Here is a 25487-nt window from a genome sequence, read left to right on the forward strand (position 1 = left end):
GTCTCCGCCCAGCCCGCGGTTCGCAGCCCCGGCCCGCAACCCCCGACCCCCCACCCAAACGCCCCCACCCGTCCCACAACCCGAAACCGCCTCGCATACCCACCCCCCTCCTCCCCTACGCTTGTCCCGTGACCCCCGTCGAGCTCTCCCGCACCGTGTTGCACGCGGTGCGTCGTGCTGTCGATGAGGGGGAGCTGAATGTGAGCGTGCCCGAGCGGGTCGTGGTGGGTGAGCCGGGGCCCGGAGGGTGTGGGGACTACGCCACCACCGTCGCCCTGCAGCTCGCCCGGCCGGCCGGGGTGCCGCCGCTCCGGGTCGCCGAGATTCTGCGGAGCCGTCTCGTCGACGCCGAAGGCGTCCGGGACGTCGTCGTCACCGGGCCCGGGTTCCTCAACATCAGTCTTGACGTGCAGGCCGACCCCGTCACCGGGCTCGTCCGCGAGATCCGCGCCCGGGGTGCCGAGTACGGGCACGGTGACGCCCTCGCCGGGCAGGTCGTCGAGCTCCGGGTGCCGTACGAGGTCCGGGCCGAGGTCGTCGCGGACGCCGTCGTACGGATCGTCGCCACACAGGGTGGGCGTGCCACCGTCGAGCACGGTGAGCCGGTCAATCTGCGGCCCGTGCCCGCTGCCGAGGACCCCGCCCCGCTCGGGCCCGACGCCGCCCGGTGGGCCCTGCTCCATCCCGCGCCGCACGACCGGCCCCGGATCACCGCCGACCATCTCGTGCAGCGGGAGGGCAATCCGCTGTTCCGGGTCCGGTACGCCCACGCCCGCATCCGGTCCGTCAGTCGCAACGCCGCCCGGCTGGGCTTCGCCGCCGAGCCCGGTCCCGTGGAAGCCTGCGATTCCGAGTCCCTGGCGGGTGTGGCCTCCGTGACGGCTGTGGGCTCCGTGGCGGGTATGGCCTCCGTGGCGGCTGTGGGCTCCGTGACGGCTGTGGGCTCCGTGGCGGCTCCGGAACCCGTTACCACGGAGGCTCCGAGGCTCGCTTCCGTGAAGCCCCGGACCCCCGGCCCCGCCGAGATCCCGAGCCCCACTCCCGGGCCCCTGCGACCCCCCGCCCCCGCCCAGGCCCGCCCCCTCCTCACCCCCCTCGCCGACCACCCCCGCATTCTCGCCGCGGCCGCCACCCACCGTGCCCCGGATCGGCTTGCCCGGCATCTCGTCACCGTTGCCGATGCCGTGCTGCCCCTGCTGCCTTCCGTGCTGCCCTGCGGTGAGGAGAAACCCTCGGCCGCCCACCGTGCCCGGCTCGCTCTTGCCGAAGCCGCCGGGACGGTGCTGGCCGGTGGCCTGTCCCTGCTCGGCATCGACGCACCCGAACATCTCTGAGGGCGCCTGAGCAGATGCGCCCCGGAGAGACAGAGAGTCTGAGAGTCACGTCATGAGCCGTTCCGCCCATCCCGCCGGGCCCCGTCACGCCGACGTCCTGCCCGAGGGGCACTACTCCGCGCCGCCCACCGACCTCAACGCCCTCGACGCCAAGGTGTGGGCCCAGACCGTCAGCCGGAACGACGAGGGGGTCGTCACCGTCGGCGGCCTCGACGTGAACGCGATCGCCGAGGAGTACGGGACCCCCGCCTACGTCCTCGACGAGGCCGACTTCCGCGCCCGTGCGCGGGCCTGGCGCACCGCCTTCGGCGCCGACGCCGACGTCTTCTACGCGGGCAAGGCGTTCCTCTCCCGGGCCGTCGTGCGGTGGCTGGAGGAGGAGGGGCTCAATCTGGACGTGTGCTCCGGTGGTGAGCTGGTGACCGCGCTGTCCGCCGGCATGCCCGCCGAGCGCATCGCCTTCCACGGCAACAACAAGTCCGTGGCGGAGATCACCCGGGCCGTCGAGAGCGGTGTCGGGCGGATCGTGCTCGACTCCTTCCAGGAGATCGTGCGGGTCGCCCATGTCGCGCAGTCGCTCGGCAAGCGGCAGAAGGTGCAGATCCGGATCACCGTCGGCGTCGAGGCCCACACGCACGAGTTCATCGCGACCGCCCATGAGGACCAGAAGTTCGGGATCCCGCTGGCCGGCGGGCAGGCCGCCGAGGCCGTGCGGCGGGCGCTGCAGCTCGACGGGCTGGAGCTGATCGGGATCCACTCGCACATCGGGTCGCAGATCTTCGACATGTCCGGGTTCGAGGTCGCCGCCCACCGGGTCGTCGGACTGCTCAAGGACATCCGGGACGAGCACGGGGTCGAGCTGCCCGAGATCGACCTCGGGGGCGGGCTCGGGATCGCGTACACCAGCGACGACGATCCGCGTGAGCCGCACGAGATCGCCAAGGCGCTCAACGAGATCGTCACCCGGGAGTGCGAGGCCGCCCGGCTCCGGACGCCGCGTATCTCCGTCGAACCGGGGCGCGCGATCGTCGGGCCGACCGCCTTCACCCTGTACGAGGTCGGCACCGTCAAGCCGCTGGAGGGGCTGCGGACGTACGTCTCCGTCGACGGGGGCATGTCCGACAACATCCGGACGGCCCTGTACGACGCCGAGTACAGCGTCGCACTGGTCTCCCGGACGAGTGACGCCGACGCCATGCTCGTCCGCGTCGTCGGCAAGCACTGCGAGAGCGGGGACATCGTGGTCAAGGACGCGTTCCTGCCCGCCGACCTGGCGCCGGGCGACCTGATCGCCGTACCGGCCACCGGGGCGTACTGCCGGTCCATGGCCAGCAACTACAACCATGTGCTCCGGCCGCCCGTCGTCGCCGTGAAGGACGGCGAGGCCCGGGTGATCGTGCGGCGCGAGACGGAGGAGGACCTCCTGCGGCTCGACGTCGGGTGACCCCCACGACGGGACCAAAACAGGGACGGGAAGATCTTCGGTCTTCCCGTCCCGGCAAAATGAAATAGACGTCTCACGATCCGGACGAAGGGTAGAAACTCCCGTCCGGTGAGTGAGACTGGTTCAACCGTAGACGGTATGAGGAAACGAGGTCGGATGATGCGTACGCGTCCGCTGAAGGTGGCGCTGCTGGGCTGTGGAGTGGTCGGCTCAGAGGTGGCGCGCATCATGACGACGCACGCCGACGACCTCGCCGCCCGGATCGGGGCGCCCGTGGAGCTGGCGGGGGTCGCGGTCCGGCGTCCGAGCAAGGTGCGCGAGGGTATCGACCCGAGCCTCATCACCACCGACGCCACCGCCCTCGTCAAACGCGGCGACATCGACGTGGTGGTCGAGGTCATCGGGGGCATCGAGCCCGCCCGGTCCCTCATCACCACCGCCTTCGAGCACGGGGCGTCGGTCGTCTCCGCCAACAAGGCGCTGCTCGCCCAGGACGGCGCCGCGCTGCACGCCGCGGCCGGGGAGCACGGCAAGGACCTGTACTACGAGGCCGCCGTCGCCGGTGCCATTCCGCTGATCCGGCCGCTGCGCGAGTCCCTCGCCGGCGACAAGGTCAACCGGGTGCTGGGGATCGTCAACGGGACGACCAACTTCATTCTCGACAAGATGGACTCCACGGGTGCCGGCTACCAGGAGGCGCTCGACGAGGCCACCGCGCTCGGGTACGCGGAAGCCGACCCGACCGCCGACGTCGAGGGGTTCGACGCCGCCGCCAAGGCCGCCATCCTCGCCGGGATCGCGTTCCACACGCGCGTGCGTCTCGACGACGTCTACCGCGAGGGCATGACCGAGGTCACCTCCGCCGACTTCCGCTCGGCGAAGGAGATGGGCTGCACCATCAAGCTGCTCGCCATCTGCGAGCGGTCGGCGGACGGCGGCTCCGTCACCGCGCGCGTGCACCCGGCGATGATCCCGCTGACCCACCCGCTCGCCTCCGTGCGCGGCGCGTACAACGCCGTCTTCGTGGAGTCCGACGCGGCCGGGCAGCTGATGTTCTACGGTCCCGGCGCCGGCGGCTCCCCGACCGCCTCCGCCGTCCTCGGCGACATCGTGGCCGTCTGCCGCAACCGGCTCGGCGGCTCGACCGGACCCGGCGAGTCCGCCTACGCCGCGCTGACCGTCTCCCCGATGGGCGACGTCGTCACGCGGTACCACATCAGCCTCGACGTCGCGGACAAGCCGGGCGTGCTCGCCCAGGTGGCGACCGTGTTCGCCGAGCACGGGGTGTCCATCGACACCGTCCGTCAGCAGGGCAAGGACGGCGAGGCCTCCCTCGTCGTCGTCACCCACCGGGCCTCCGACGCCTCCCTCACCGGGACCGTCGAGGCACTGCGCAAGCTCGACACCGTGCGGGGTGTCGCCAGCATCATGCGGGTTGAAGGAGAGTAACCAGCAATGACCCACCAGTGGCGCGGAATCATCGAGGAGTACCGGGACAGGCTGCCGGTATCCGACACCACGCCGGTCGTGACGCTCCGTGAGGGCGGCACGCCCCTCGTGCCCGCGCAGGTGCTCTCCGAGCGCACCGGCTGCGAGGTCCACCTCAAGGTCGAGGGCGCGAACCCGACGGGGTCCTTCAAGGACCGCGGCATGACCATGGCCATCAGCAAGGCCAAGGAGGAAGGTGCCAAGGCGGTCATCTGCGCCTCCACCGGCAACACTTCCGCCAGCGCGGCCGCGTACGGCGTCCGGGCCGGCATGGTCTCCGCCGTGCTCGTGCCGCAGGGCAAGATCGCCCTCGGCAAGATGGGCCAGGCCCTCGTGCACGGCGCGAAGATCCTCCAGGTCGACGGCAACTTCGACGACTGCCTCACGCTCGCCCGCGCGCTGAGCGAGAACTACCCGGTGGCGCTGGTCAATTCGGTGAACCCGGTGCGGATCGAGGGCCAGAAGACGGCCGCCTTCGAGATCGTGGACATGCTCGGCGACGCGCCCGACATCCACGTCCTCCCGGTCGGCAACGCGGGCAACATCACCGCCTACTGGAAGGGCTACAAGGAGTACGCCGCCGACGGCGTCTCCACGAGGACCCCGCGCATGTGGGGCTTCCAGGCCTCCGGCAGCGCCCCGATCGTGCGCGGCGAGATCGTCAAGGACCCCTCGACCATCGCCACCGCGATCCGCATCGGCAACCCCGCCTCCTGGCAGTACGCCCTCGCCGCGCGCGACGAGTCGGGCGGTGCCATCGACGAGGTGACGGACCGTGAGATCCTGCGCGCCTACCGGCTGTTGGCCGCGCAGGAGGGCGTCTTCGTGGAGCCCGCCTCCGCCGCCTCCGTGGCCGGTCTGCTCAAGGCCGCCGAGCAGGGCAAGGTCGACCCGGGCCAGCGCATCGTGTGCACCGTCACCGGCAACGGCCTGAAGGACCCCGACTGGGCCGTCGCCGGCGCCCCGCAGCCGGTCACCGTCCCGGTCGACGCGGCCACCGCGGCCGAGCGCCTCGGGCTGGCCTGACCGGGTATTCCCTGTGAGGGGTGCACAGGGGGCTTACGACACGCATCGTGCGCCTCCTGTGCGCCCTATGTCGCCACAGAACCTTCCTTCGATAGGCTGTACCTAACCCGCCCCGCATATGCCCGCGCATGAAGGGCGACGCCGCGCCGTCTGCGCGGCCCGAGGGTCTCCACGTACGTATCGAATGTCATCGAATGTCTTCGACAATCACGCAGCTCAAGGAGAGTCAACGAGCGATGGCCGGTCCAGCGTTCCGCGCCGCCGCCGTCCGGGTGCGCGTTCCCGCCACCAGCGCCAATCTCGGCCCGGGCTTCGACGCCCTCGGCCTCGCGCTGGGGCTGTACGACGACGTCGTCGTCCGGGTGGCCGACTCCGGGCTGCACATCGACATCGCGGGCGAGGGCAGCGAGACCCTGCCGCGTGACGAGAGCCACCTTCTCGTCCGCTCCCTGCGCACCGCCTTCGACCTGCTGGGCGGGCAGCCCCGCGGCCTGGAGATCGTCTGCGCCAACCGCATCCCGCACGGCCGGGGCCTGGGCTCCTCCTCCGCCGCCATCTGCGCCGGCATCGTCGCCGCCCGCGCCGTGACCATAGGCGGTGAGGCCCGCCTCGACGACGCCGCCCTGCTGGAGCTGGCCACCGAGATCGAGGGCCATCCGGACAACGTGGCCGCCTGTCTGCTCGGCGGCTTCACCCTCTCCTGGATGGAGGCCGGCACCGCCCGCGCCATCAGGATGGAGCCGGACGATTCCATCGTTCCGGTGGTTTTCGTGCCCGGAAAGCCGGTCCTGACCGAGACCGCGCGCGGCCTGCTGCCGCGCACCGTGCCGCACGTCGACGCCGCCACCAACGCGGGCCGTGCCGCCCTGCTCGTCGAGGCCCTCACCCGGCGCCCCGAGCTGCTGCTGCCCGCCACCGAGGACCGCCTGCACCAGGAGTACCGCGCCCCGGCGATGCCGGAGAGCGCCGCGCTGGTGGAGCGGCTGCGCGCCGACGGGATCCCGGCCGTGATCTCCGGCGCCGGGCCCACCGTCATGGCCCTGGCCGACGCCGACAGCGCCGACAAGGTCTCTCACCTCGCGGGTGAGGGCTGGGCCGCCAACCGGCTGGACCTCGACATGCAGGGAGCGAGCGTGCTGCCGCTTGCGACCTGACACACGGTTGCCGGATTTGGAGAGGGGGAATGTTTGTTGGATCCGGTAGTGTTAACCTCAAGTCTGCACCCGACCCCACCATGGCGAGGTGCTTCGTGTCCCAGTCCGGGACAGACATTCTTCCGGGAGTCTCCCGCGCCACTCCGTGTCCCTTGCGCCGTACCTGGGCAGTACGTCGTACGCGGGCATTGAGCGGGCCGCCGGGCACGCTTCGGAACAGGTGCTACCACGCCAAGTGACACAGGGTGCCACGGCTCGCGGAAGCGCCATCACCGCACATCTCTTCCGCCGCTTTGGCGGACCACCGCCCCGGCACGGTTCACCGAAGACAAGGACCGTAGCCGGACAGCACAACCGGTCGCCGAGCCAGACAGGCCGACGTCCGCTCCAGGGAAGGACCCTTCGTGAGCGACACCACCGATCTGATGGGCGCACGTGTCGAGGAGACCGCTGCCGCGCCCGCCACGGACGCCTCCGCGCCTGCCAGCGGTGCCGGCTCCCGGCGGCGCCGCGGTACCGGCCTCGAGGGCATGGTGCTGGCCGAGCTGCAGCAGGTCGCCTCGGGCCTCGGCATCAGGGGCACCGCGCGTATGCGCAAGAGCCAGCTGATCGAGGTCATCAAGGAGGCGCAGGCCGCAGGGGGCGCCGCCAAGGCCGCGTCCTCCCCCGCCTCGGACGCCACCGAGACCAAGCCGAAGCGCCGGGCCACCTCCAAGGCCCGCACCGGCGAGGGCGCCGCCGAGAAGAAGGCGGAGGCGAAGGCCGAGGCCCCCGCCGAGAAGGCCGTGGCCCAGCAGCAGATCGAGATCCCCGGCCAGCCGGCCTCCGACGACGCCCCGACCGAGCGTCGTCGCCGCCGTGCCACCGCCGACGCCGGCAGCCCCGCCGCGGGCAGCGCCGAGACCGTCGCCGCCGAGGCGAAGAGCGAGCCGAAGGCCGAGACCCCGGCCCAGTCCGGCCAGCAGCCGCAGCAGCAGGGCGACGCCCGGGGCGACGCGGGTGACGGCGAGGGCCGTGGCCGCCGTGACCGCCGCGAGCGCGGCCGGGACCGCGACCGCCGCGGCAAGGGCGACGACCAGCAGGGCGGCGGCCGTCAGGACCGCCAGCAGCAGGGCCAGCAGCAGGGCGGCGGCCGTCAGGACCGCAACGCCGGCCCGCAGGACGACGACGACTTCGACGGCGGCCGTCGTGGCCGGCGCGGCCGCTACCGCGACCGCCGTGGCCGTCGCGGCCGTGACGACATGGCCCCCGAGCCGCAGCTCGCCGAGGACGACGTCCTGATCCCGGTCGCGGGCATCCTGGACATCCTCGACAACTACGCCTTCATCCGGACCTCCGGCTACCTGCCGGGCCCGAACGACGTGTACGTCTCCCTCGCCCAGGTCCGCAAGAACGGCCTGCGCAAGGGTGACCACGTCACCGGTGCGGTCCGTCAGCCGAAGGACGGCGAGCGCCGCGAGAAGTTCAACGCGCTGGTCCGCCTCGACTCCGTCAACGGCATGGCGCCCGAACACGGCCGTGGCCGCCCGGAGTTCAACAAGCTGACCCCGCTCTACCCGCAGGACCGCCTCCGCCTGGAGACGGACCCGGGCGTGCTCACCACCCGCATCATCGACCTCGTGTCGCCGATCGGTAAGGGCCAGCGTGGTCTGATCGTGGCCCCGCCGAAGACCGGCAAGACCATGATCATGCAGGCGATCGCCAACGCGATCACGCACAACAACCCCGAGTGCCACCTGATGGTCGTCCTCGTCGACGAGCGTCCGGAAGAGGTCACCGACATGCAGCGGTCGGTCAAGGGCGAGGTCATCTCCTCGACCTTCGACCGCCCGGCCGAGGACCACACCACGGTCGCCGAGCTGGCCATCGAGCGCGCCAAGCGACTCGTCGAGCTGGGTCACGACGTGGTCGTCCTGCTGGACTCCATCACGCGTCTGGGCCGCGCCTACAACCTGGCGGCGCCGGCCTCCGGCCGCATCCTGTCCGGTGGTGTCGACTCGACCGCGCTGTACCCGCCGAAGCGGTTCTTCGGTGCGGCGCGCAACATCGAGGACGGCGGTTCGCTGACCATCCTGGCCACGGCTCTCGTGGACACCGGGTCCCGCATGGACGAGGTGATCTTCGAGGAGTTCAAGGGCACGGGCAACATGGAGCTCAAGCTCGACCGCAAGCTCGCCGACAAGCGCATCTTCCCGGCGGTGGACGTGGACGCGTCCGGTACCCGTAAGGAAGAGATCCTGCTCGGCAACGAGGAGCTGGCCGTCGTCTGGAAGCTCCGTCGGGTGCTGCACGCGCTGGACCAGCAGCAGGCGATCGAGCTGCTGCTGGACAAGATGAAGCAGACCAAGTCGAACGTCGAGTTCCTGATGCAGATTCAGAAGACGACGCCGACCCCGGGCAACGGCGACTGAGCGCAAGGAAGCCAGGGCCGCCCCCCGTCACGAAAGTGACGGGGGGCGGCCTTTTGGCGCTGAGGGGAGTGGGACGCACCATGCGCCCCCTCCTTCTCATCTCTCCCTGGGGGACCTCCCTTGCCCAAGCCCCTGTCCGGGCGGCACAGACGTCGGATACGCGTCGGCCTGCCCCTCGCCGCCGCGGGCGTCGCCGCCGCCGTCGCCGCCGCGCTCGTGACGACGTCCGCCGGTGCGGCCACCGCGCAGCCGAAGCCGACCGCCCGGCCGGCCCTCGACCAGCCCTCGCAGGCCACCCTGGAGAAGCGCATCGCGAGTGCCGCCGGCACCTCCGCGCCGACGACGTCCAGCAGCCCCTCCGCCGTCTCGCCGAAGATCATCGGTGGTAACGAGACCACCATCTCCTCGGCGCCCTGGATGGCCCAGCTCTGGTACGACAACGGCAGCGACAGCTTCTTCTGCGGTGGCTCGGTCATCGCGCCGACGAAGATCCTCACCGCCGCGCACTGCGTGAAGGACGAGAACGGCACGAGCTACAACTGGAAGGCCTACGGCGCCGTCGTCACCGGCACCGACCAGCTGCCCACCACCGACTCGACCGGCGCCACGAACCTGCACGGCGGCCAGGCCACCGCCGTCTCGCGCCAGTGGAACCACCCCTCGTACAACCCGAGGGCGATCGACAACGACATCGCCGTGCTCACCCTGGCCGCCCCGGTCAAGGCCACGCCGATCCGCATGGTCACCTCCGGCGACACGGCCTCCTACGCCTCCGGCACCAGCGCCAAGGTCTACGGCTGGGGCCGCACCAGCTCCACCAGCGACAACATCTCGCAGACGCTGAAGACGGCCACGCTGCCCCTGCAGTCCGACAGCACCTGCGCGGGCGCCTACGGCAGCGACTACGTCAAGGGCCACATGGTGTGCGCGGGCAAGCCCGCCACCGGCAGCGACAGCGGCACCACCTCCGCCTGCAACGGCGACTCCGGCGGCCCGCTCGTGGTGAACGGCCGTATCGCCGGCGTGGTCTCCTGGGGCGTGCAGGACTGCGTGGAGAAGGGCGCCTACAGCGTCTTCAGCAAGGTCACCACGTACGTCGGCGCGGTCTACCCGCAGCTCGACGACACCAACCTGAGCCTGTTCGACAACAAGGCCGACAACAAGGCCGACCTGTTCGTGCGGGCCTCCTCCACGAAGACCGGCTACGAGAAGGACTCCAGCGGCAGCTCCTTCGGCTCCCGGGTCTCCTGGGGCGACTGGGGCGGCGCCAACGTCATCCTGCAGACCGACCTGAACCGGGACGGCTTCCAGGACCTGATCTACCGGGTCGGCTCCAGCGGTGACGTGTACTGGGAGCACTTCGTGCCGAACAGCGCGCGGACCGGCGGCTCCTGGACCGACACGAAGATCTTCACCGGCTGGAAGACCCGCACCCGGATCGTCGCCCCGGGCGACGTCACCGGTGACTACGTGCCCGACATCCTGTCCGTCGACTCCGGCGGCACCCTGTGGATCTACCCGGGCAAGGGCAACGGCACCTTCGGCTCGCGCGTCTCGGTGGGCACGGGCTGGAACCAGTACAACAGCCTGCGCGGCCACGGCGACTTCACCGGCGACGGCAGGGCCGACCTGCTCGCCCGCAAGTCCGGCAGCGACGACCTGTACCTGTACAAGGGCACCGGCAAGTCCGGCACCGGCGCCTTCTCCGCGCGGATCAAGGTGCGCAGCGGCTGGACCGGCTACAACGCCTTCGACGCGGTCGGTGACGTGAGCGGCGACGGCAAGGCCGACTTCCTGGCCCGCACCCCCGGCGGCACCCTGTACCTGTACAAGGGCACCGGAAAGGCCACAAGCGAGATCTTTGCCACAAGGGTCTCGGCGGGCACCGGTTTCCAGGCGTACGACATCTGGGGCTGAAGCCGCAGGTGAGCAGGGGCCACCCTTGCGTAACCGACTACACGGAGTGCCCACCGCCGCACGCGGTGGGCACTCTGCGTTGTGCAACCCTGTCCCGAGTTTCTCCGTCTGACCGGGCGGGGCGACGATGGAGCGGTGGATACCGCGCCTGACCCTGAAAGCAGGGGGTAACCGACCGACGACGAGACCTAGGAGCGATGTGTCCGCCCAGAGCATGCCGGAGCCCGTGATACCCGAGCCGGATGCGACCGGTACCGGCCGCGGGGGCAAGGGGCGCCGCCGCAAGGCGCGCACGACGAGCCGCAAGGCGCTGCTCGCCACGGCCTGGACGGCGGCGGGCGTGGTGGTGCTGGGAGGCGTCGGCGCGGGTTTCGTCTACTTCAAGCTCAACGGCAACCTCAAGAGCATCGACATCAACCAGGCCCTCGGCAACGACCGCCCCTCGAAGGTCGACAACGGCTCCGAGAACATCCTGGTCCTCGGCTCGGACACGCGCGCCGGCGGCAACAAGAAGCTCGGCGGCGGCACGGACGACGGCAGCGCCCGGTCCGACACCGCGATGATCGTGCACGTCTACGAGGGCCACAAGAAGGCCAGTGTGGTCTCCATCCCTCGGGACACCCTGATCGACCGCCCCGCCTGCACCGACACCAAGGGCACCGCGCACCCGGCGCAGAGCGGCGTGATGTTCAACGAGGCCTACTCCACGGGCGGCGCGGCCTGCGCGGTCAAGACCGTCGAGTCCCTCACCGGCATCCGCATGGACCACTACCTGGAGGTCGACTTCGCGGGCTTCCAGAAGCTCATCGACGACCTCGGCGGCGTCCCGGTCACCACCTCGAAGAACATCGACGACCCGCAGAGCCATCTGCGGCTCAAGGCCGGCACCCACACCCTGAACGGGCAGCAGGCCCTCGGCCTGGTCCGCACCCGGCACGGCGTCGGCGACGGCTCCGACCTGGGCCGCATCCAGCTCCAGCAGGCATTCGTCAAGGCACTGATCGGGCAGGTCGAGCACGTCGGCGTCCTCAGCAGCCCGAAGAAGCTGTACAACCTCGCCGACACCGCCACCAAGGCCGTCACCACCGACTCCGACATCGGTTCGGTGAACTCCCTGATCGATTTCGCGGACGGCCTCAAGGGCATCAGCGCGAAGCACATGAGCATGGTCACCATGCCGGTGCGGTACGACCCGGCGGACCCCAACCGCGTCCTGATGGAGAAGTCCAAGGCACAGCAGGTCTGGGACGCCCTGAAGAACGACCGCCCGATCCCGGGGTCGGCCACGAAGGGCACGGCGACCGGCGAGGCCAGGGGCGTGGTGAGCGCTCCCTGAGGGGGGCGGGCCTCCCTCCAGGAATAGAACAACCGCACCCCCGGTTTGGGTGGATGGCCCCAGTCCTGGCAGACTGGTACGTCGGCTCCGGTTCACGCTCCCGCACCCCGCGGCGGCGACCCGGCGCCCTCCCGAAACCTAGGAGACACCTTGAAGCGCGACATCCACCCCGCGTACGTCGAGACGCAGGTCAGCTGCACCTGCGGCGCGTCGTTCACCACCCGCAGCACCATCGAGTCCGGCACCATCCGGGCCGAGGTCTGCTCCGAGTGCCACCCGTTCTACACGGGCAAGCAGAAGATCCTCGACACCGGTGGCCGTGTGGCCCGCTTCGAGGCCCGCTTCGGCAAGGCTGCCGGCTCCAAGAAGTAGCGAGCCCCATTTCGCCGGTCCACGGCCGTACGCCCCACGCGGGCGTGCGCCGGGACCGGCGTTTTTGGTCGCCCGCCCTTCCCTTCATCGCAGTACAGGAGCCGAAAGATGTTCGAGGCAGTCGAGGAACTCGTCGCCGAGCACGCCGACCTGGAGCAGAAGCTCGCCGACCCGTCGGTCCACGCCGACCAGGCGAACGCGCGCAAGCTGAACAAGCGCTACGCCGAGCTGACCCCGATCGTCGCCACGTTCCGCTCCTGGAAGCAGACCGGCGACGACATCGACACCGCGCGCGAGCTGGCCGCCGACGACCCCGACTTCGCCGCCGAGGTCAAGGACCTGGAGAAGCAGCGCGAGGAGCTGACCGAGAAGCTGCGCCTGCTGCTGGTCCCGCGCGACCCGAGTGACGACAAGGACGTCATTCTGGAGATCAAGGCGGGCGCGGGCGGCGACGAGTCCGCGCTGTTCGCCGGTGACCTGCTGCGCATGTACCTGCGCTACGCCGAGCGCGTCGGGTGGAAGACCGAGATCATCGACTCCACCGAGTCCGAGCTGGGCGGCTACAAGGACGTCCAGGTCGCGGTGAAGGCCCGCGGGCAGCTCGAGCCCGGCCAGGGCGTGTGGGCGCGGCTGAAGTACGAGGGCGGTGTGCACCGTGTCCAGCGCGTGCCGGCCACCGAGTCGCAGGGCCGTATCCACACCTCCGCCGCCGGTGTGCTCGTCACCCCGGAGGCCGAGGAGGTCGACGTCGAGATCAACGCGAACGACCTGCGGATCGACGTCTACCGGTCCTCCGGCCCGGGCGGCCAGTCCGTGAACACCACCGACTCCGCCGTGCGCATCACGCACCTTCCCACCGGGGTCGTCGCCTCCTGCCAGAACGAGAAGAGCCAGCTCCAGAACAAGGAGCAGGCCATGCGTATCCTGCGCTCCAGGCTGCTCGCGGCGGCGCAGGAGGAGGCGGAGCGGGAGGCCGCGGACGCCCGCCGCAGCCAGGTCCGCACCGTCGACCGCTCCGAGAAGATCCGCACCTACAACTTCCCGGAGAACCGCCTGTCCGACCACCGCGTCGGCTTCAAGGCGTACAACCTGGACCAGGTACTGGACGGCGACCTCGACGCGGTGATCCAGGCCTGCGTCGACGCCGACTCGGCGGCGAAGCTGGCGGCCGCCTGAGAGCCGCGTACGACACGTACGCACGTACCAGCACGAAGTACGAGCACGACACGGAGGACTCGCGTGAACCTGCTGCTCGCGGAGGTGGCCCAGGCCACCCAGCGGCTGGCCGACGCCGGCGTGCCCTCGCCGCGCAACGACGCGGAGGAACTGGCCGCGTTCGTGCACGGGGTGAAGCGCGGCGCCCTGCACTCCGTGAAGGATGCGGACTTCGACGCCCGGTACTGGGAGGTCATCGCCCGGCGCGAGCAGCGCGAGCCGCTGCAGCACATCACCGGGCGGGCCTACTTCCGGTACCTGGAGCTGCAGGTCGGGCCGGGCGTCTTCGTGCCCCGGCCGGAGACCGAGTCCGTGGTCGGCTGGGCCATAGACGCCGTGCGCGCCATGGACGTGGTCGAGCCGTGCATCGTCGACCTGTGCACCGGATCGGGCGCGATCGCGCTCGCCCTCGCCCAGGAGGTCCCGCGCTCGCGCGTGCACGCCGTGGAGCTCTCCGAAGAGGCCCTGGTGTGGACCCGCAAGAACGTGTCCGGGTCCAGGGTCGACCTGCGCCAGGGCGACGCCCTGACCGCCTTCCCGGACCTCGACGGCCAGGTCGACCTGGTCATCTCCAACCCGCCGTACATCCCGCTGACCGAGTGGGAGTACGTCGCCCCCGAGGCCCGCGACTACGACCCCGAGCTGGCGCTGTTCTCCGGTGAGGACGGCCTCGACCTGATCCGGGGCATCGAGCGCACCGCACACCGTCTGCTGCGCCCCGGCGGCGTCGTCGTGATCGAGCACGCCGACACCCAGGGCGGACAGGTGCCGTGGATCTTCACCGAGGAGCGGGGCTGGGCCGACGCGGCCGACCACCCCGACCTCAACAACCGCCCCCGGTTCGCGACCGCCCGCAAGGCGCTGCCGTGACCACCCCCGAGACTTCATCCCCGCAGTACGTGTACGAGGAGGCCCGCTAGACATGGCACGGCGATACGACACCAATGACGCGACCGACCGTGTGACGGGTCTGCGCGAGGCCGCGTCCGCCGTCCGCCGGGGCGAGCTGGTGGTGCTGCCGACCGACACGGTGTACGGCATCGGCGCCGACGCGTTCTCCTCGGAGGCCGTCGCCGACCTGCTCGCCGCCAAGGGCCGGGGCCGCAACATGCCCACGCCCGTCCTCATCGGTTCCCCGAACACGCTGCACGGCCTGGTCACGGACTTCTCCGAGCTGGCCTGGGAGCTGGTCGACGCGTTCTGGCCGGGCGCCCTGACGATCGTCGCCAAGCACCAGCCGTCGCTGCAGTGGGACCTCGGTGACACCCGGGGCACGGTGGCCGTCCGGATGCCGCTGCACCCGGTCGCGATCGAGCTGCTCACCGAGGTCGGTCCGATGGCCGTGTCCTCCGCCAACCTCACCGGCCACCCCGCGCCGGAGAACTGCGACGCCGCCCAGGAGATGCTCGCCGACTCGGTCTCCGTCTACCTCGACGGCGGCCCCACCCCGGGCAACGTGCCGTCGTCGATCGTCGACGTCAGCCGTGAGGTGCCGGTGCTGCTGCGCGAGGGCGCGATCTCCCCGGAGGAGCTGCGCAAGGTCGTACCCGACCTCGAGGTGGCGAATTGACGGCCCCTGAGGCGGGGCGTGGCATAGGCATCGGGGAGCGTGTCGCGGAGGAGACGACCACCTTCGGATTTCCGCGCGACACCTTCCGCATCCTCCACGTCAGCACCGGCAACGTGTGCCGCTCACCCATCACCGAGCGGCTGACCCGGCATTTCGTCACGGAGCGCCTCGGCGTGCTCGGCGGCGGGCTGATCGTGGAGAGCGCGGGCACCTGGGGTCACGAGGGCGCGCCCATGGAGGCCAACGCGGAGACCGTGCTGGGCGAGTTCGGCGCGGACGCCTCCGGCTTCTTCGGCCGGGAGCTGCTCGACGAGCACGTGATCCGGGCCGACCTGGTGCTGACGGCCACCCGGGACCACCGGGCGCAGGTGATCTCGATGGGGCACTCGGCGGGCCTGCGCACCTTCACGCTGAAGGAGTTCACCCGCCTGGTCCGCGCCATAGACCCCGCCACGCTGCCGCCGCTGGAGGACGGCGTGGTCACGCGGGCGCGTGCGCTGGTGCGCGCCGCGGCGGCTCTACGCGGGTGGCTGCTGGCGCCCACGGCGGAGGCGGACGAGGTGTACGACCCGTACGGGGCGCCGCTGACGTTCTTCCGGTCGATCGGGGACGAGATACATCAGGCGCTGGACCCGGTGGTGACGGCGCTGACCGGCGTGAACACCCGGGCGTAAGGCACGAAGGACCCATAAGGCGCACAAGCGGGCGCAACGGTCGCGCGTCCGGTGCGGCCCCGGCCTACATTGGTCCTACGTCACCACCGACCGTCCGGGAGCCCGCCATGTCGGTCACCCATACCCTCGAGACCGACGTCCTGCGGCGGCAGGACCCGGCGATGGCCGAGATCCTGCTCGGGGAGCTGGACCGGCAGTCCACGACGCTGCAGCTGATCGCCGCCGAGAACTTCTGCTCGCCGGCCGTGCTGGCCGCCCTCGGCTCGCCGCTCGCCAACAAGTACGCCGAGGGCTATCCGGGCGCCCGGCACCACGGCGGCTGCGAGATCGTCGACGTCGCCGAACGCGCGGCCGTCGACCGCGCCAAGGAGCTGTTCGGCGCCGAGCACGCCAACGTCCAGTCCCACTCGGGTTCCTCGGCCGTCCTGGCCGCCTACGCCGCCCTGCTGCGCCCCGGCGACACCGTCCTCGCCCTGGGCCTGCCCTACGGCGGCCATCTCACCCACGGCTCGCCCGCGAACTTCTCCGGCCGCTGGTTCGACTTCGTGGGGTACGGGGTGGACGCGGAGACCGGGCTCATCGATCACGACCAGGTGCGGCACCTGGCCCGCAATCACCGGCCGAAGGCGATCGTGTGCGGCTCGATCGCCTATCCCCGGCACATCGACTACGCCTTCTTCCGTGAGGTCGCCGACGAGGTCGGGGCGTATCTGATCGCCGACGCCGCGCATCCCATCGGGCTGGTCGCCGGGGGAGCGGCGCCGAACCCGGTGCCGTGGGCGGACATCGTGTGCGCGACCACCCACAAGGTGCTGCGCGGCCCGCGCGGCGGGATGATCCTGTGCGGCGGCGAGCTGGCCGAGCGCGTCGACCGGGCGGTGTTCCCCTTCACCCAGGGCGGCGCCCAGATGCACACCATCGCCGCCAAGGCCGTCGCGTTCGGCGAGGCGGCGACACCGGCGTTCGCCGCGTACGCCCATCAGGTGGTCGCCAACGCGAGGGTTCTCGCCGGTCACCTGGCCGCCGAGGGCCTCGCCGTCACCACCGGAGGCACCGACACCCATCTGATCACCGCCGACCCGGCCCCGCTCGGCGTGGAGGGCCGCACCGCGCGCGGCCGGCTGCTGGCGGCGGGGCTGGTGCTGGACTGCTGCGCGCTGCCGCACGGCGACGGCCGCGGGCTGCGCCTGGGGACGGCGGCGGTGACCACGCAGGGCATGGGCGAGCCGGAGATGGTGCGGATCGCGGCACTGCTGGCGGGCGTGCTGCGCGGTGCGCCGGAGCCGGCGGCGGCGCGGGAGGAGGTGCGCGCACTGGCCGGTGATTTTCCGCCGTATCCCGGCTGAACCGGGGTAGGCGGTGGACCGTACACCCTGATGTGCGCCATGGCCCACAGCCACCCATGCAACCATCGTCGCTACCCGGAAGTCCCCATCCATATGCGTGCCTCGCTAGGGTGTGGGGCTGTGATGGCCAGCGAGACCTGTGGGGAAGCCCGTGCGTGAATACCTGCTGACGCTCTGCATCACGGCCGCGGTGACGTACCTGCTGACGGGGCCGGTGCGGAAGTTCGCGATCGTGGCCGGGGCGATGCCGGAGATCCGGGCACGTGACGTGCACCGGGAACCCACTCCGCGCCTCGGCGGTATCGCCATGTTCTTCGGACTGTGCGCGGGCCTGCTGGTCGCGGACCACCTGACCAACCTCAACGAGGTCTTCGCGAAGTCGAACGAGCCGCGGGCGCTGCTCTCCGGCGCCGCCCTGATCTGGCTGATCGGCGTCCTGGACGACAAGTTCGAGATCGACGCGCTGATCAAGCTGGGCGGTCAGATGATCGCCGCGGGCGTCATGGTCATGCAGGGTCTGACGATCCTGTGGCTGCCCATCCCCGGCGTCGGCAACGTGGCACTGACCCAGTGGCAGGGCACGCTGCTGACGGTGGCGCTCGTCGTCATCACGATCAACGCGGTGAACTTCGTTGACGGCCTGGACGGACTCGCGGCCGGCATGGTGTGCATCGCGGCCGGCGCGTTCTTCCTCTACGCCTACCGGATCTGGTACTCGTACGGCATCGAGGCCGCCGCGCCCGGCACCCTGTTCGCGGCGATCCTGATGGGCATGTGCCTGGGCTTCCTGCCGCACAACATGCATCCCGCGCGGATCTTCATGGGCGACTCGGGCTCGATGCTGATCGGCCTGGTGCTGGCGGCGGGCGCGATCTCCATCACGGGGCAGGTCGACCCGGACGCGCTGAAGCTGTTCGTCGGATCGGAGAAGGCGGCCGTGCACCAGACGGTGCCGGTCTACATCCCGCTGCTGCTGCCCCTGACCATCATCGCGGTGCCGGCCGCCGACCTGGTGCTGGCGATCGTCCGCCGTACCTGGCGCGGCCAGTCGCCGTTCGCCGCCGACCGTGGGCATCTGCACCACCGCCTGCTGGAGATCGGCCACTCGCACAGCCGGGCCGTGCTGATCATGTACTTCTGGTCGGCCCTGATCGCGTTCGGCGCGCTGGCGTACTCGGTCAACTCGGCGTCCATGTGGATCGTGCTGGGCGTCGTCTTCCTCAGCGCGGTCGGTCTGGTCCTGCTGCTGCTCCCGCGCTTCACGCCGCGGGTGCCGGTCTGGGCGCAGCGGTTCGTGCCGCCCCGGTACCGGAGGGGGCGCGGAGCTGCCGGGGCGGAGGCCGCCGGGGCCGGTGCCGAGTCCGCCGCGCGGGAGTGCCCGGACGACGTGGCGGCCGGGGAACGGACCCCCGTGCCGGCCGGTGCCCCGGGCGTCAACGGGGCGACGGCGATCGGCGCCCGGTCGCATTTCCTTGACCGTAGGTGACCCCGGCAAGGTAAGAATCTGACTAGAGCATTGCCAACTCGTGGGGGAGCAAAGTCCCCCAATACCAGACAAGTGGGCGCTGTTTTTGCACAGACGCGCACTGTCACTCTCATGTGTGACAGCAAGCACACCAACCAGGTAAAGACCTCATCAAATAGTTTGTGATACGGTTCACGAGAACCCGGGATAGAGCCGAAGGATCTGAGTACGACGGTCCGCCGGCGCGAGGTCTCGATCACTCGGCCCGGGACTACGCTCGTCCATGACGACACCTGCCCCCTGTGAAAGCGGAGTTGCCGCCATGCCGTCCAATGACGCCCGGAACCTTCTGCAGACAGCCGTGCCCACGGCGGCTGCAGGCGTGATCGCCGTCGCCGTGAGCGCCGCGGTCGCGGGGGGCGAGGGTGCGCTCGGCGCGGCCGTCGGCACGGTGCTGGCCATCCTGTTCATGGGAATCGGCCTCTATGTGCTGCAGTGGACGGCAAAAACGCTCCCGCAGCTGTTTCAGGCGATGGGGCTGATGCTCTACGTCGCCCAGTTGCTGCTCCTCCTGATCTTCCTCGCTGTTTTCAAGGACACCTCTCTCTTCAACCCGAAGACGTTCGCCGTGTCGCTGGTCGTCGCGACCGTGGTGTGGATGGCCGCGCAGGCTCGTGCGCACATGAAGGCCAAGATCTTCTACATCGACCCGGACCCCGAGAAGAGCGAGAAGCCCGAGAAGACAGGGCGGAAGTCGTGAGGGGTAGGGGCGGGATAAAGGCTTGTGAGATCTCCTGCTATCGTCCGGTGCCAACTGCGGCATCGCCGGCGCGGGCATCTGAGCTGACGCCTGCTCAATCGCGAGGCTCGATGCCCCTCAGCCGCCCCCACATCCGTAACACCAGTCCGGTGCCGATCCGCGGCCGTGCGCCGCGCCGACACAACGAGGTTGCCGTACCCATGCGTCACGCCGAAGGAGCCCGTGGTGAGTGCTGACCAGACCCAGCTCGCCTTTGACTGGAGTTGTCGGATCATGTCCGACAACGGGTGCGGCTTCCCGGCCCCGGGCCTGAACTCCTTCCTGTTCAAGCCGCTCGCCACGGTCGGGGGCTTCGAGTTCAACAAGGTGATGCTGCTCGCGCTCGTCACCACCGTGGTGATCGTCGCCTTCTTCTGGGCCGCCTTCGGCAAGGCCAAGGTCGTGCCGGGCAAGCTGCAGATGGTCGGCGAGGCCGGCTACGACTTCGTGCGCCGCGGCATCGTGTACGAGACGCTCGGCAAGCGTGAGGGCGAGAAGTACGTCCCGCTCATGGTCTCGCTGTTCTTCTTCGTGTGGATCATGAACGTCTGGTCCGTGATCCCGCTGGCCCAGTTCCCGGTGTCCTCGGTCATCGCCTTCCCGGCCGTGCTCGCCGCGATCGTCTACATCACCTGGGTCGTGCTGACCTTCAAGAAGCACGGCTTCGTCGGCTTCTTCAAGAACGTCACGGGCTACGACAAGTCGCTCGGCGCCGTTCTGCCGCTGGTCATGGTCATCGAGTTCTTCTCGAACCTGCTGGTCCGCCCGTTCACGCACGCGGTGCGACTCTTCGCCAACATGTTCGCCGGCCACCTGATGCTGGTCATGTTCACCGTCGCCTCCTGGTACCTGCTGAACAGCTGGCTGATCGTCGGCGCCGGTGTCTCCTTCGTGATGACGCTGGCCATGATCCTCTTCGAGCTCTTCGTCCAGGCCGTCCAGGCGTACGTCTTCGTGCTGCTGGCCTGCTCCTACGTTCAGGGCGCTCTCGCCGAGCACCACTGAGTCGTACCACCCCCGCCAATCCCAGACGTCCGGTGGCCAACCCCCACCGGTCCAGTAAAGAGAAGGAAGAACCGGCATGTCCGCTCTTGAGACCCTCGCCGCCACCGCTGGTGTCCACGGCTCCGTCGGCTCGATCGGCTACGGCCTCGCTGCGATCGGCCCCGGCATCGGCGTCGGCTACATCTTCGGTAACGGCACCCAGGCCCTGGCCCGCCAGCCCGAGGCCGCCGGTCTGATCCGCGCCAACCAGATCCTCGGCTTCGCCTTCTGTGAGGCGCTCGCCCTCATCGGCATCGTTATGCCGTTCGTGTTCGGTCGGTAATCAGCCACCCACCGACACGTTTCGACGAAAGGCACTGATGTGATCGCCAACCTGGCACAGCTGGCGGCCGAGGAGACGGAGCAGAACCCGCTCGTCCCCGCCGGTCCCGAGCTGCTCATCGGCTTCATCGCCTTCGCCATCGTGTTCTTCTTCTTCTGGAAGAAGCTGCTTCCGAACATCAACAAGGTTCTGGAGGAGCGCCGCGGGGCGATCGAAGGCGGTATCGAAGAGGCCGAGGCCATGAAGGTCGAGGCCCAGAGCGTCCTTGAGCAGTACAAGGCTCAGCTCGCCGAGGCCCGGCACGAGGCCGCGCGCCTGCGCCAGGAGGCGCAGGAGCAGGGTGCCGCGCTGATCGCCGAGATGCGGGCCGAGGGCCAGCGGCAGCGCGAGGAGATCGTCGCCGCCGGTCACTCGCAGATCGACGCCGACCGCAAGGCCGCCGCGTCCTCGCTGCGTCAGGACGTCGGCAAGCTCGCCACCGACCTGGCCGGCAAGCTCGTCGGCGAGTCCCTCGAGGACCACGCCCGCCAGAGCCGTGTGATCGACCGCTTCCTCGACGAGCTCGAGGAGAAGGCCGAGGCCACGCGATGAACGGAGCGAGCCGCGAGGCCCTGGCAGCCGCACGGGAGCGTCTCGACGCGCTGACGGACGCCACGTCCGCCGACGCCGCATCGCTCGCCGACGAGCTGGCGGCCGTCACCGCGCTGCTCGACCGCGAGGCCGGCCTGCGCCGGGTTCTCACCGACCCGGCGCAGCCCGGGGAGGCCAAGGCGCAGCTGGTCCAGCGTCTGATCGGCGCCCAGGTCAGCGGCTCCACCGCCGACCTGGTGTCCGGCATGGCCCGCTCCCGCTGGTCCCAGCCGCGCGACCTGGTCGACGCGCTGGAGCAGCTGGCCGACATCGCCGACCTCACCGCCGCCGAGAAGCGGGGCACCCTCGACGAGGTCGAGGACGAGCTGTTCCGGTTCGGCCGGATCATCTCCTCGAGCACCGAGCTGCGCGCGGCGCTGACCGACCGCACCGTCGGCGGCCAGGCCAAGACCGAGCTGCTGCACCGGCTGCTGGGCGGACGGGCCAAGCCCGCCACCGAGCGTCTGGTCGCGCGCCTCGTGACCGCGCCGCGGGGACGTAGCCTGGAAGCGGGACTGGAGTCCCTGTCCAAGCTCGCCGCCGAGCGCCGGGACCGGCTGGTGGCGGTCGTCACCTCCGCGGTGCCGCTGAGCGACCGGCAGAAGCAGCGCCTGGGCGACGCCCTGGCGAAGCTCTACGGCCGCCGGATGCACCTCAACCTGGACGTGGACCCCGACGTGATCGGCGGGATCCGGGTGCAGGTCGGTGACGAGGTCATCAACGGCTCCCTCGCGGACCGGCTGGACGAGGCCGCCCGCCGCATGGCGAGCTGAGCCACGCTCGGTATTCGAGAACAGCAGTAGTACTCACGACGGCCCTGGTTGGGCCGTGCAGAAGAATCCTGGGGGTCGCCCCCAGACCCCCAAAGTGAAACTTCGGGCCCAACAAGGAGAGCAGGGAACCCAGATGGCGGAGCTCACGATCCGGCCGGAGGAGATCCGGGACGCGCTGGAGAACTTCGTCCAGTCGTACAAGCCGGACGCGGCCTCGCGCGAGGAGGTCGGTACGGTCACCCTTGCCGGCGACGGCATCGCGAAGATCGAGGGTCTTCCCTCGGCCATGGCCAACGAACTGCTGAAGTTCGAGGACGGCACCCTCGGCCTCGCCCTCAACCTCGAGGAGCGCGAGATCGGTGCCATCGTCCTCGGTGAGTTCAGCGGCATCGAGGAGGGTCAGCCGGTCACCCGTACCGGTGAGGTCCTCTCCGTGGCGGTCGGCGAGGGCTACCTCGGCCGTGTCGTCGACCCGCTCGGCAACCCGATCGACGGCCTCGGCGAGATCGAGACGTCCGGCCGCCGTGCGCTGGAGCTGCAGGCCCCCACGGTCATGCAGCGCAAGTCGGTGCACGAGCCGATGGAGACCGGCTACAAGGCCGTCGACGCGATGACCCCGATCGGCCGTGGTCAGCGTCAGCTGATCATCGGTGACCGCCAGACCGGCAAGACCGCCCTGGCCGTCGACACGATCATCAACCAGCGTGACAACTGGCGCTCGGGCGACCCGAAGAAGCAGGTCCGCTGCATCTACGTCGCCATCGGCCAGAAGGGCTCCACCATCGCCGGCGTGCGCCGCGCGCTGGAGGAGAACGGCGCGCTGGAGTACACGACCATCGTCGCCGCCCCGGCGTCCGACCCGGCCGGCTTCAAGTACCTGGCGCCGTACACCGGTTCGGCCATCGGTCAGCAGTGGATGTACGAGGGCAAGCACGTCCTCATCATCTTCGACGACCTGTCGAAGCAGGCCGACGCCTACCGCGCCGTGTCGCTGCTGCTGCGCCGTCCGCCGGGCCGTGAGGCCTACCCGGGTGACGTCTTCTACCTGCACTCCCGCCTGCTGGAGCGCTGCGCCAAGCTCTCCGACGACATGGGCGCCGGCTCGATGACCGGTCTGCCGATCGTCGAGACCAAGGCCAACGACGTCTCGGCGTTCATCCCGACCAACGTCATCTCCATCACCGACGGCCAGTGCTTCCTGGAGTCGGACCTGTTCAACGCCGGTCAGCGCCCCGCGCTGAACGTCGGTATCTCCGTCTCCCGAGTCGGTGGTTCCGCGCAGCACAAGGCGATGCGCCAGGTCTCCGGCCGTCTGCGTGTCGACCTCGCCCAGTTCCGTGAGCTGGAGGCGTTCGCCGCCTTCGGTTCCGACCTGGACGCGGCCTCGAAGGCCCAGCTGGAGCGCGGTTCGCGCATGGTCGAGCTGCTGAAGCAGAACCAGTACCAGCCGATGGCCACCGAGGACCAGGTCGTCTCCGTCTGGGCCGGCACCAACGGCCGCATGGACGACGTCCCGGTCGCCGACATCCGCCGCTTCGAGAAGGAACTGATCGACTTCCTGCACCGGAAGCACCAGGGCCTGATGACCTCCATCAAGGAGGGCGCGAAGATGTCGAACGACACCATCCAGGCGATCGACGACGCCGTGGCGGAGTTCAAGAAGCAGTTCGAGACGAGCGACGGCAAGCTGCTCGGCGAGGACGTTCCTGCCGCTGCCGCCAAGTGACGTAAGGAAGGGACCTGACTCATGGGAGCCCAGCTCCGGGTCTACAAGCGTCGCATCCGATCCGTCAGCGCGACCAAGAAGATCACCAAGGCGATGGAGATGATCGCTGCCTCGCGCGTCGTCAAGGCGCAGCGCAAGGTGGCGGCCTCCACGCCGTACGCGCAGGAGCTCACCCGCGCGGTCACGGCGGTCGGTACGGGTTCGAACACCAAGCACCCGCTCACCACGGAGACGGAGAACCCGACCCGTGCCGCGGTCCTGCTCCTCACGAGCGACCGCGGTCTGGCCGGCGCCTTCAACTCCAACGCCATCAAGGCGGCGGAGCAGCTGACCGAGCGCCTGGAGCGCGAGGGCAAGCAGGTCGACACGTACATCGTCGGCCGGCGCGGTGTCGCCCACTACAACTTCCGTGAGCGCGTGATCGCGGAGTCGTGGACCGGCTTCACCGACGAGCCGTCGTACGCGGACGCCAAGAAGGTCGCGGCGCCCCTGATCGAGGCGATCGAGAAGGACACGGCCGAGGGTGGTGTGGACGAGCTCCACATCGTCTTCACCGAGTTCGTCTCGATGATGACGCAGACGGCGCTGGACGCCCGGCTGCTGCCGCTGCGCCTCGAAGAGGTCGCCGAGGAGGCTCACCCCAAGGGCGAGATCCTCCCGCTGTACGACTTCGAGCCGTCGGCGGAGGACGTCCTCGACGCCCTGCTGCCGCGCTACGTGGAGAGCCGGATCTACAACGCGCTGCTCCAGTCGGCCGCTTCGAAGCACGCCGCCACGCGGCGCGCGATGAAGTCGGCCACCGACAACGCGGGCGAGCTGATCAACACGCTCTCCCGTCTTGCCAACGCGGCCCGCCAGGCCGAAATCACCCAGGAAATCAGCGAGATCGTCGGTGGCGCGAGCGCCCTGGCCGACGCGACCGCGGGGAGTGACCGATAAATGACCACCACTGTTGAGACCGCGACGGCTACGGGCCGCGTCGCCCGGGTCATCGGCCCGGTCGTCGACGTGGAGTTCCCCGTCGACGCGATGCCGGACATCTACAACGCTCTGCACGTCGAGGTCTCCGACCCGGCGAACGAGGGCGAGAAGAAGACGCTGACCCTGGAGGTCGCCCAGCACCTGGGTGACGGCCTGGTCCGCACCATCTCCATGCAGCCCACCGACGGCCTGGTCCGCCAGGCCCCGGTGACGGACACCGGCAACTCCATCACGGTGCCCGTCGGCGACTTCACCAAGGGCAAGGTGTTCAACACCCTCGGTGAGGTGCTGAACGTCGACGAGCAGTACGAGGGCGAGCGCTGGGGCATCCACCGCAAGGCGCCGAACTTCGACGAGCTCGAGTCGAAGACCGAGATGTTCGAGACCGGCGTCAAGGTCATCGACCTGCTGACCCCGTACGTCAAGGGCGGCAAGATCGGTCTGTTCGGTGGTGCCGGCGTCGGCAAGACGGTGCTCATCCAGGAGATGATCTACCGCG

The 25487-nt window shown here is 70.1% G+C and carries 22 protein-coding genes and 1 pseudogene; all 23 read left to right on the forward strand.

Annotated features, from left to right (window positions below; genetic code table 11):
* Positions 1-128 precede the first annotated feature (128 nt).
* Positions 129-1334 carry an ArgS-related anticodon-binding protein NrtL gene (gene nrtL, locus AB0N17_RS26105; protein ID WP_366013910.1) on the forward strand — a complete coding sequence of 402 codons (1206 nt, stop codon included), beginning with the start codon at positions 129-131 and terminating at the stop codon, positions 1332-1334.
* A 52-nt stretch (positions 1335-1386) separates the two neighbouring features.
* Positions 1387-2778, forward strand: a complete 1392-nt coding sequence (lysA, locus tag AB0N17_RS26110; RefSeq protein ID WP_366013911.1) for a diaminopimelate decarboxylase — start codon at positions 1387-1389, stop codon at positions 2776-2778.
* A 156-nt stretch (positions 2779-2934) separates the two neighbouring features.
* Entirely contained in the window at positions 2935-4227 is a 1293-nt protein-coding gene (locus AB0N17_RS26115; protein WP_366013912.1) for a homoserine dehydrogenase, read from the forward strand.
* Positions 4228-4233: 6 nt separating this feature from the next.
* Positions 4234-5292, forward strand: a complete 1059-nt coding sequence (gene thrC / locus AB0N17_RS26120; RefSeq protein WP_366013914.1) for a threonine synthase — start codon at positions 4234-4236, stop codon at positions 5290-5292.
* Between the two features lie 236 nt (positions 5293-5528).
* Entirely contained in the window at positions 5529-6446 is a 918-nt protein-coding gene (gene thrB / locus AB0N17_RS26125) for a homoserine kinase (protein WP_366013916.1), read from the forward strand.
* A gap of 404 nt (positions 6447-6850) precedes the next feature.
* Positions 6851-8857, forward strand: a complete 2007-nt coding sequence (gene rho / locus AB0N17_RS26130; protein ID WP_366013917.1) for a transcription termination factor Rho — start codon at positions 6851-6853, stop codon at positions 8855-8857.
* A 156-nt stretch (positions 8858-9013) separates the two neighbouring features.
* Positions 9014-10774 carry a trypsin-like serine protease gene (locus AB0N17_RS26135; protein WP_366013940.1) on the forward strand — a complete coding sequence of 587 codons (1761 nt, stop codon included), beginning with the start codon at positions 9014-9016 and terminating at the stop codon, positions 10772-10774.
* A 199-nt stretch (positions 10775-10973) separates the two neighbouring features.
* Positions 10974-12110, forward strand: coding sequence for an LCP family protein (locus AB0N17_RS26140; RefSeq protein ID WP_366013918.1), 1137 nt, complete (start codon positions 10974-10976; stop codon positions 12108-12110).
* A gap of 150 nt (positions 12111-12260) precedes the next feature.
* Complete coding sequence (rpmE, locus tag AB0N17_RS26145; protein ID WP_030740744.1) at positions 12261-12482, forward strand: 50S ribosomal protein L31; 222 nt, start codon at positions 12261-12263, stop codon at positions 12480-12482.
* Between the two features lie 108 nt (positions 12483-12590).
* Positions 12591-13658 (forward strand): peptide chain release factor 1, encoded by a 1068-nt coding sequence (prfA, locus tag AB0N17_RS26150; RefSeq protein WP_366013919.1) that lies wholly within the window; start codon positions 12591-12593, stop codon positions 13656-13658.
* Between the two features lie 63 nt (positions 13659-13721).
* On the forward strand, positions 13722-14567 hold the full coding sequence (prmC, locus tag AB0N17_RS26155) for a peptide chain release factor N(5)-glutamine methyltransferase (RefSeq protein ID WP_366013920.1): 846 nt from the start codon (positions 13722-13724) through the stop codon (positions 14565-14567).
* Between the two features lie 52 nt (positions 14568-14619).
* Positions 14620-15267 (forward strand): L-threonylcarbamoyladenylate synthase, encoded by a 648-nt coding sequence (locus AB0N17_RS26160; RefSeq protein WP_366013921.1) that lies wholly within the window; start codon positions 14620-14622, stop codon positions 15265-15267.
* The gene (locus AB0N17_RS26165) at positions 15264-15941 is read left to right on the forward strand and encodes a protein-tyrosine-phosphatase (protein WP_366013922.1); all 678 of its coding nucleotides are present in this window, start codon (positions 15264-15266) and stop codon (positions 15939-15941) included. Before AB0N17_RS26160 ends, AB0N17_RS26165 begins: the two co-directional genes overlap by 4 nt.
* A 107-nt stretch (positions 15942-16048) precedes the next feature.
* Positions 16049-17287, forward strand: coding sequence for a serine hydroxymethyltransferase (gene glyA / locus AB0N17_RS26170; protein ID WP_366013923.1), 1239 nt, complete (start codon positions 16049-16051; stop codon positions 17285-17287).
* A 151-nt stretch (positions 17288-17438) separates the two neighbouring features.
* Positions 17439-18773 carry an MraY family glycosyltransferase gene (locus AB0N17_RS26175; RefSeq protein WP_366013924.1) on the forward strand — a complete coding sequence of 445 codons (1335 nt, stop codon included), beginning with the start codon at positions 17439-17441 and terminating at the stop codon, positions 18771-18773.
* Positions 18774-19074: 301 nt separating this feature from the next.
* The gene (locus AB0N17_RS26180; protein ID WP_366013941.1) at positions 19075-19512 is read left to right on the forward strand and encodes a hypothetical protein; all 438 of its coding nucleotides are present in this window, start codon (positions 19075-19077) and stop codon (positions 19510-19512) included.
* 273 nt (positions 19513-19785) lie between these two features.
* Entirely contained in the window at positions 19786-20556 is a 771-nt protein-coding gene (atpB, locus tag AB0N17_RS26185; protein ID WP_366013925.1) for a F0F1 ATP synthase subunit A, read from the forward strand.
* A 76-nt stretch (positions 20557-20632) separates the two neighbouring features.
* A complete protein-coding gene (gene atpE / locus AB0N17_RS26190) occupies positions 20633-20878 on the forward strand; it encodes an ATP synthase F0 subunit C (protein ID WP_366013926.1) in 246 nt (81 codons plus the stop codon).
* Between the two features lie 39 nt (positions 20879-20917).
* Entirely contained in the window at positions 20918-21469 is a 552-nt protein-coding gene (locus AB0N17_RS26195; RefSeq protein WP_366013927.1) for a F0F1 ATP synthase subunit B, read from the forward strand.
* A complete protein-coding gene (locus tag AB0N17_RS26200; RefSeq protein WP_366013928.1) occupies positions 21466-22281 on the forward strand; it encodes a F0F1 ATP synthase subunit delta in 816 nt (271 codons plus the stop codon). Before AB0N17_RS26195 ends, AB0N17_RS26200 begins: the two co-directional genes overlap by 4 nt.
* 133 nt (positions 22282-22414) lie before the next feature.
* On the forward strand, positions 22415-24007 hold the full coding sequence (gene atpA / locus AB0N17_RS26205; RefSeq protein WP_366013930.1) for a F0F1 ATP synthase subunit alpha: 1593 nt from the start codon (positions 22415-22417) through the stop codon (positions 24005-24007).
* 21 nt (positions 24008-24028) lie between these two features.
* A complete protein-coding gene (locus AB0N17_RS26210; RefSeq protein WP_366013931.1) occupies positions 24029-24946 on the forward strand; it encodes a F0F1 ATP synthase subunit gamma in 918 nt (305 codons plus the stop codon).
* Positions 24947-25487 (forward strand): annotated as a pseudogene (locus AB0N17_RS26215) (F0F1 ATP synthase subunit beta); the annotation flags it as partial. It abuts the gene before it with no gap.

Source organism: Streptomyces sp. NPDC051133 (assembly GCF_040682635.1).
Lineage (GTDB): Bacteria > Actinomycetota > Actinomycetes > Streptomycetales > Streptomycetaceae > Streptomyces.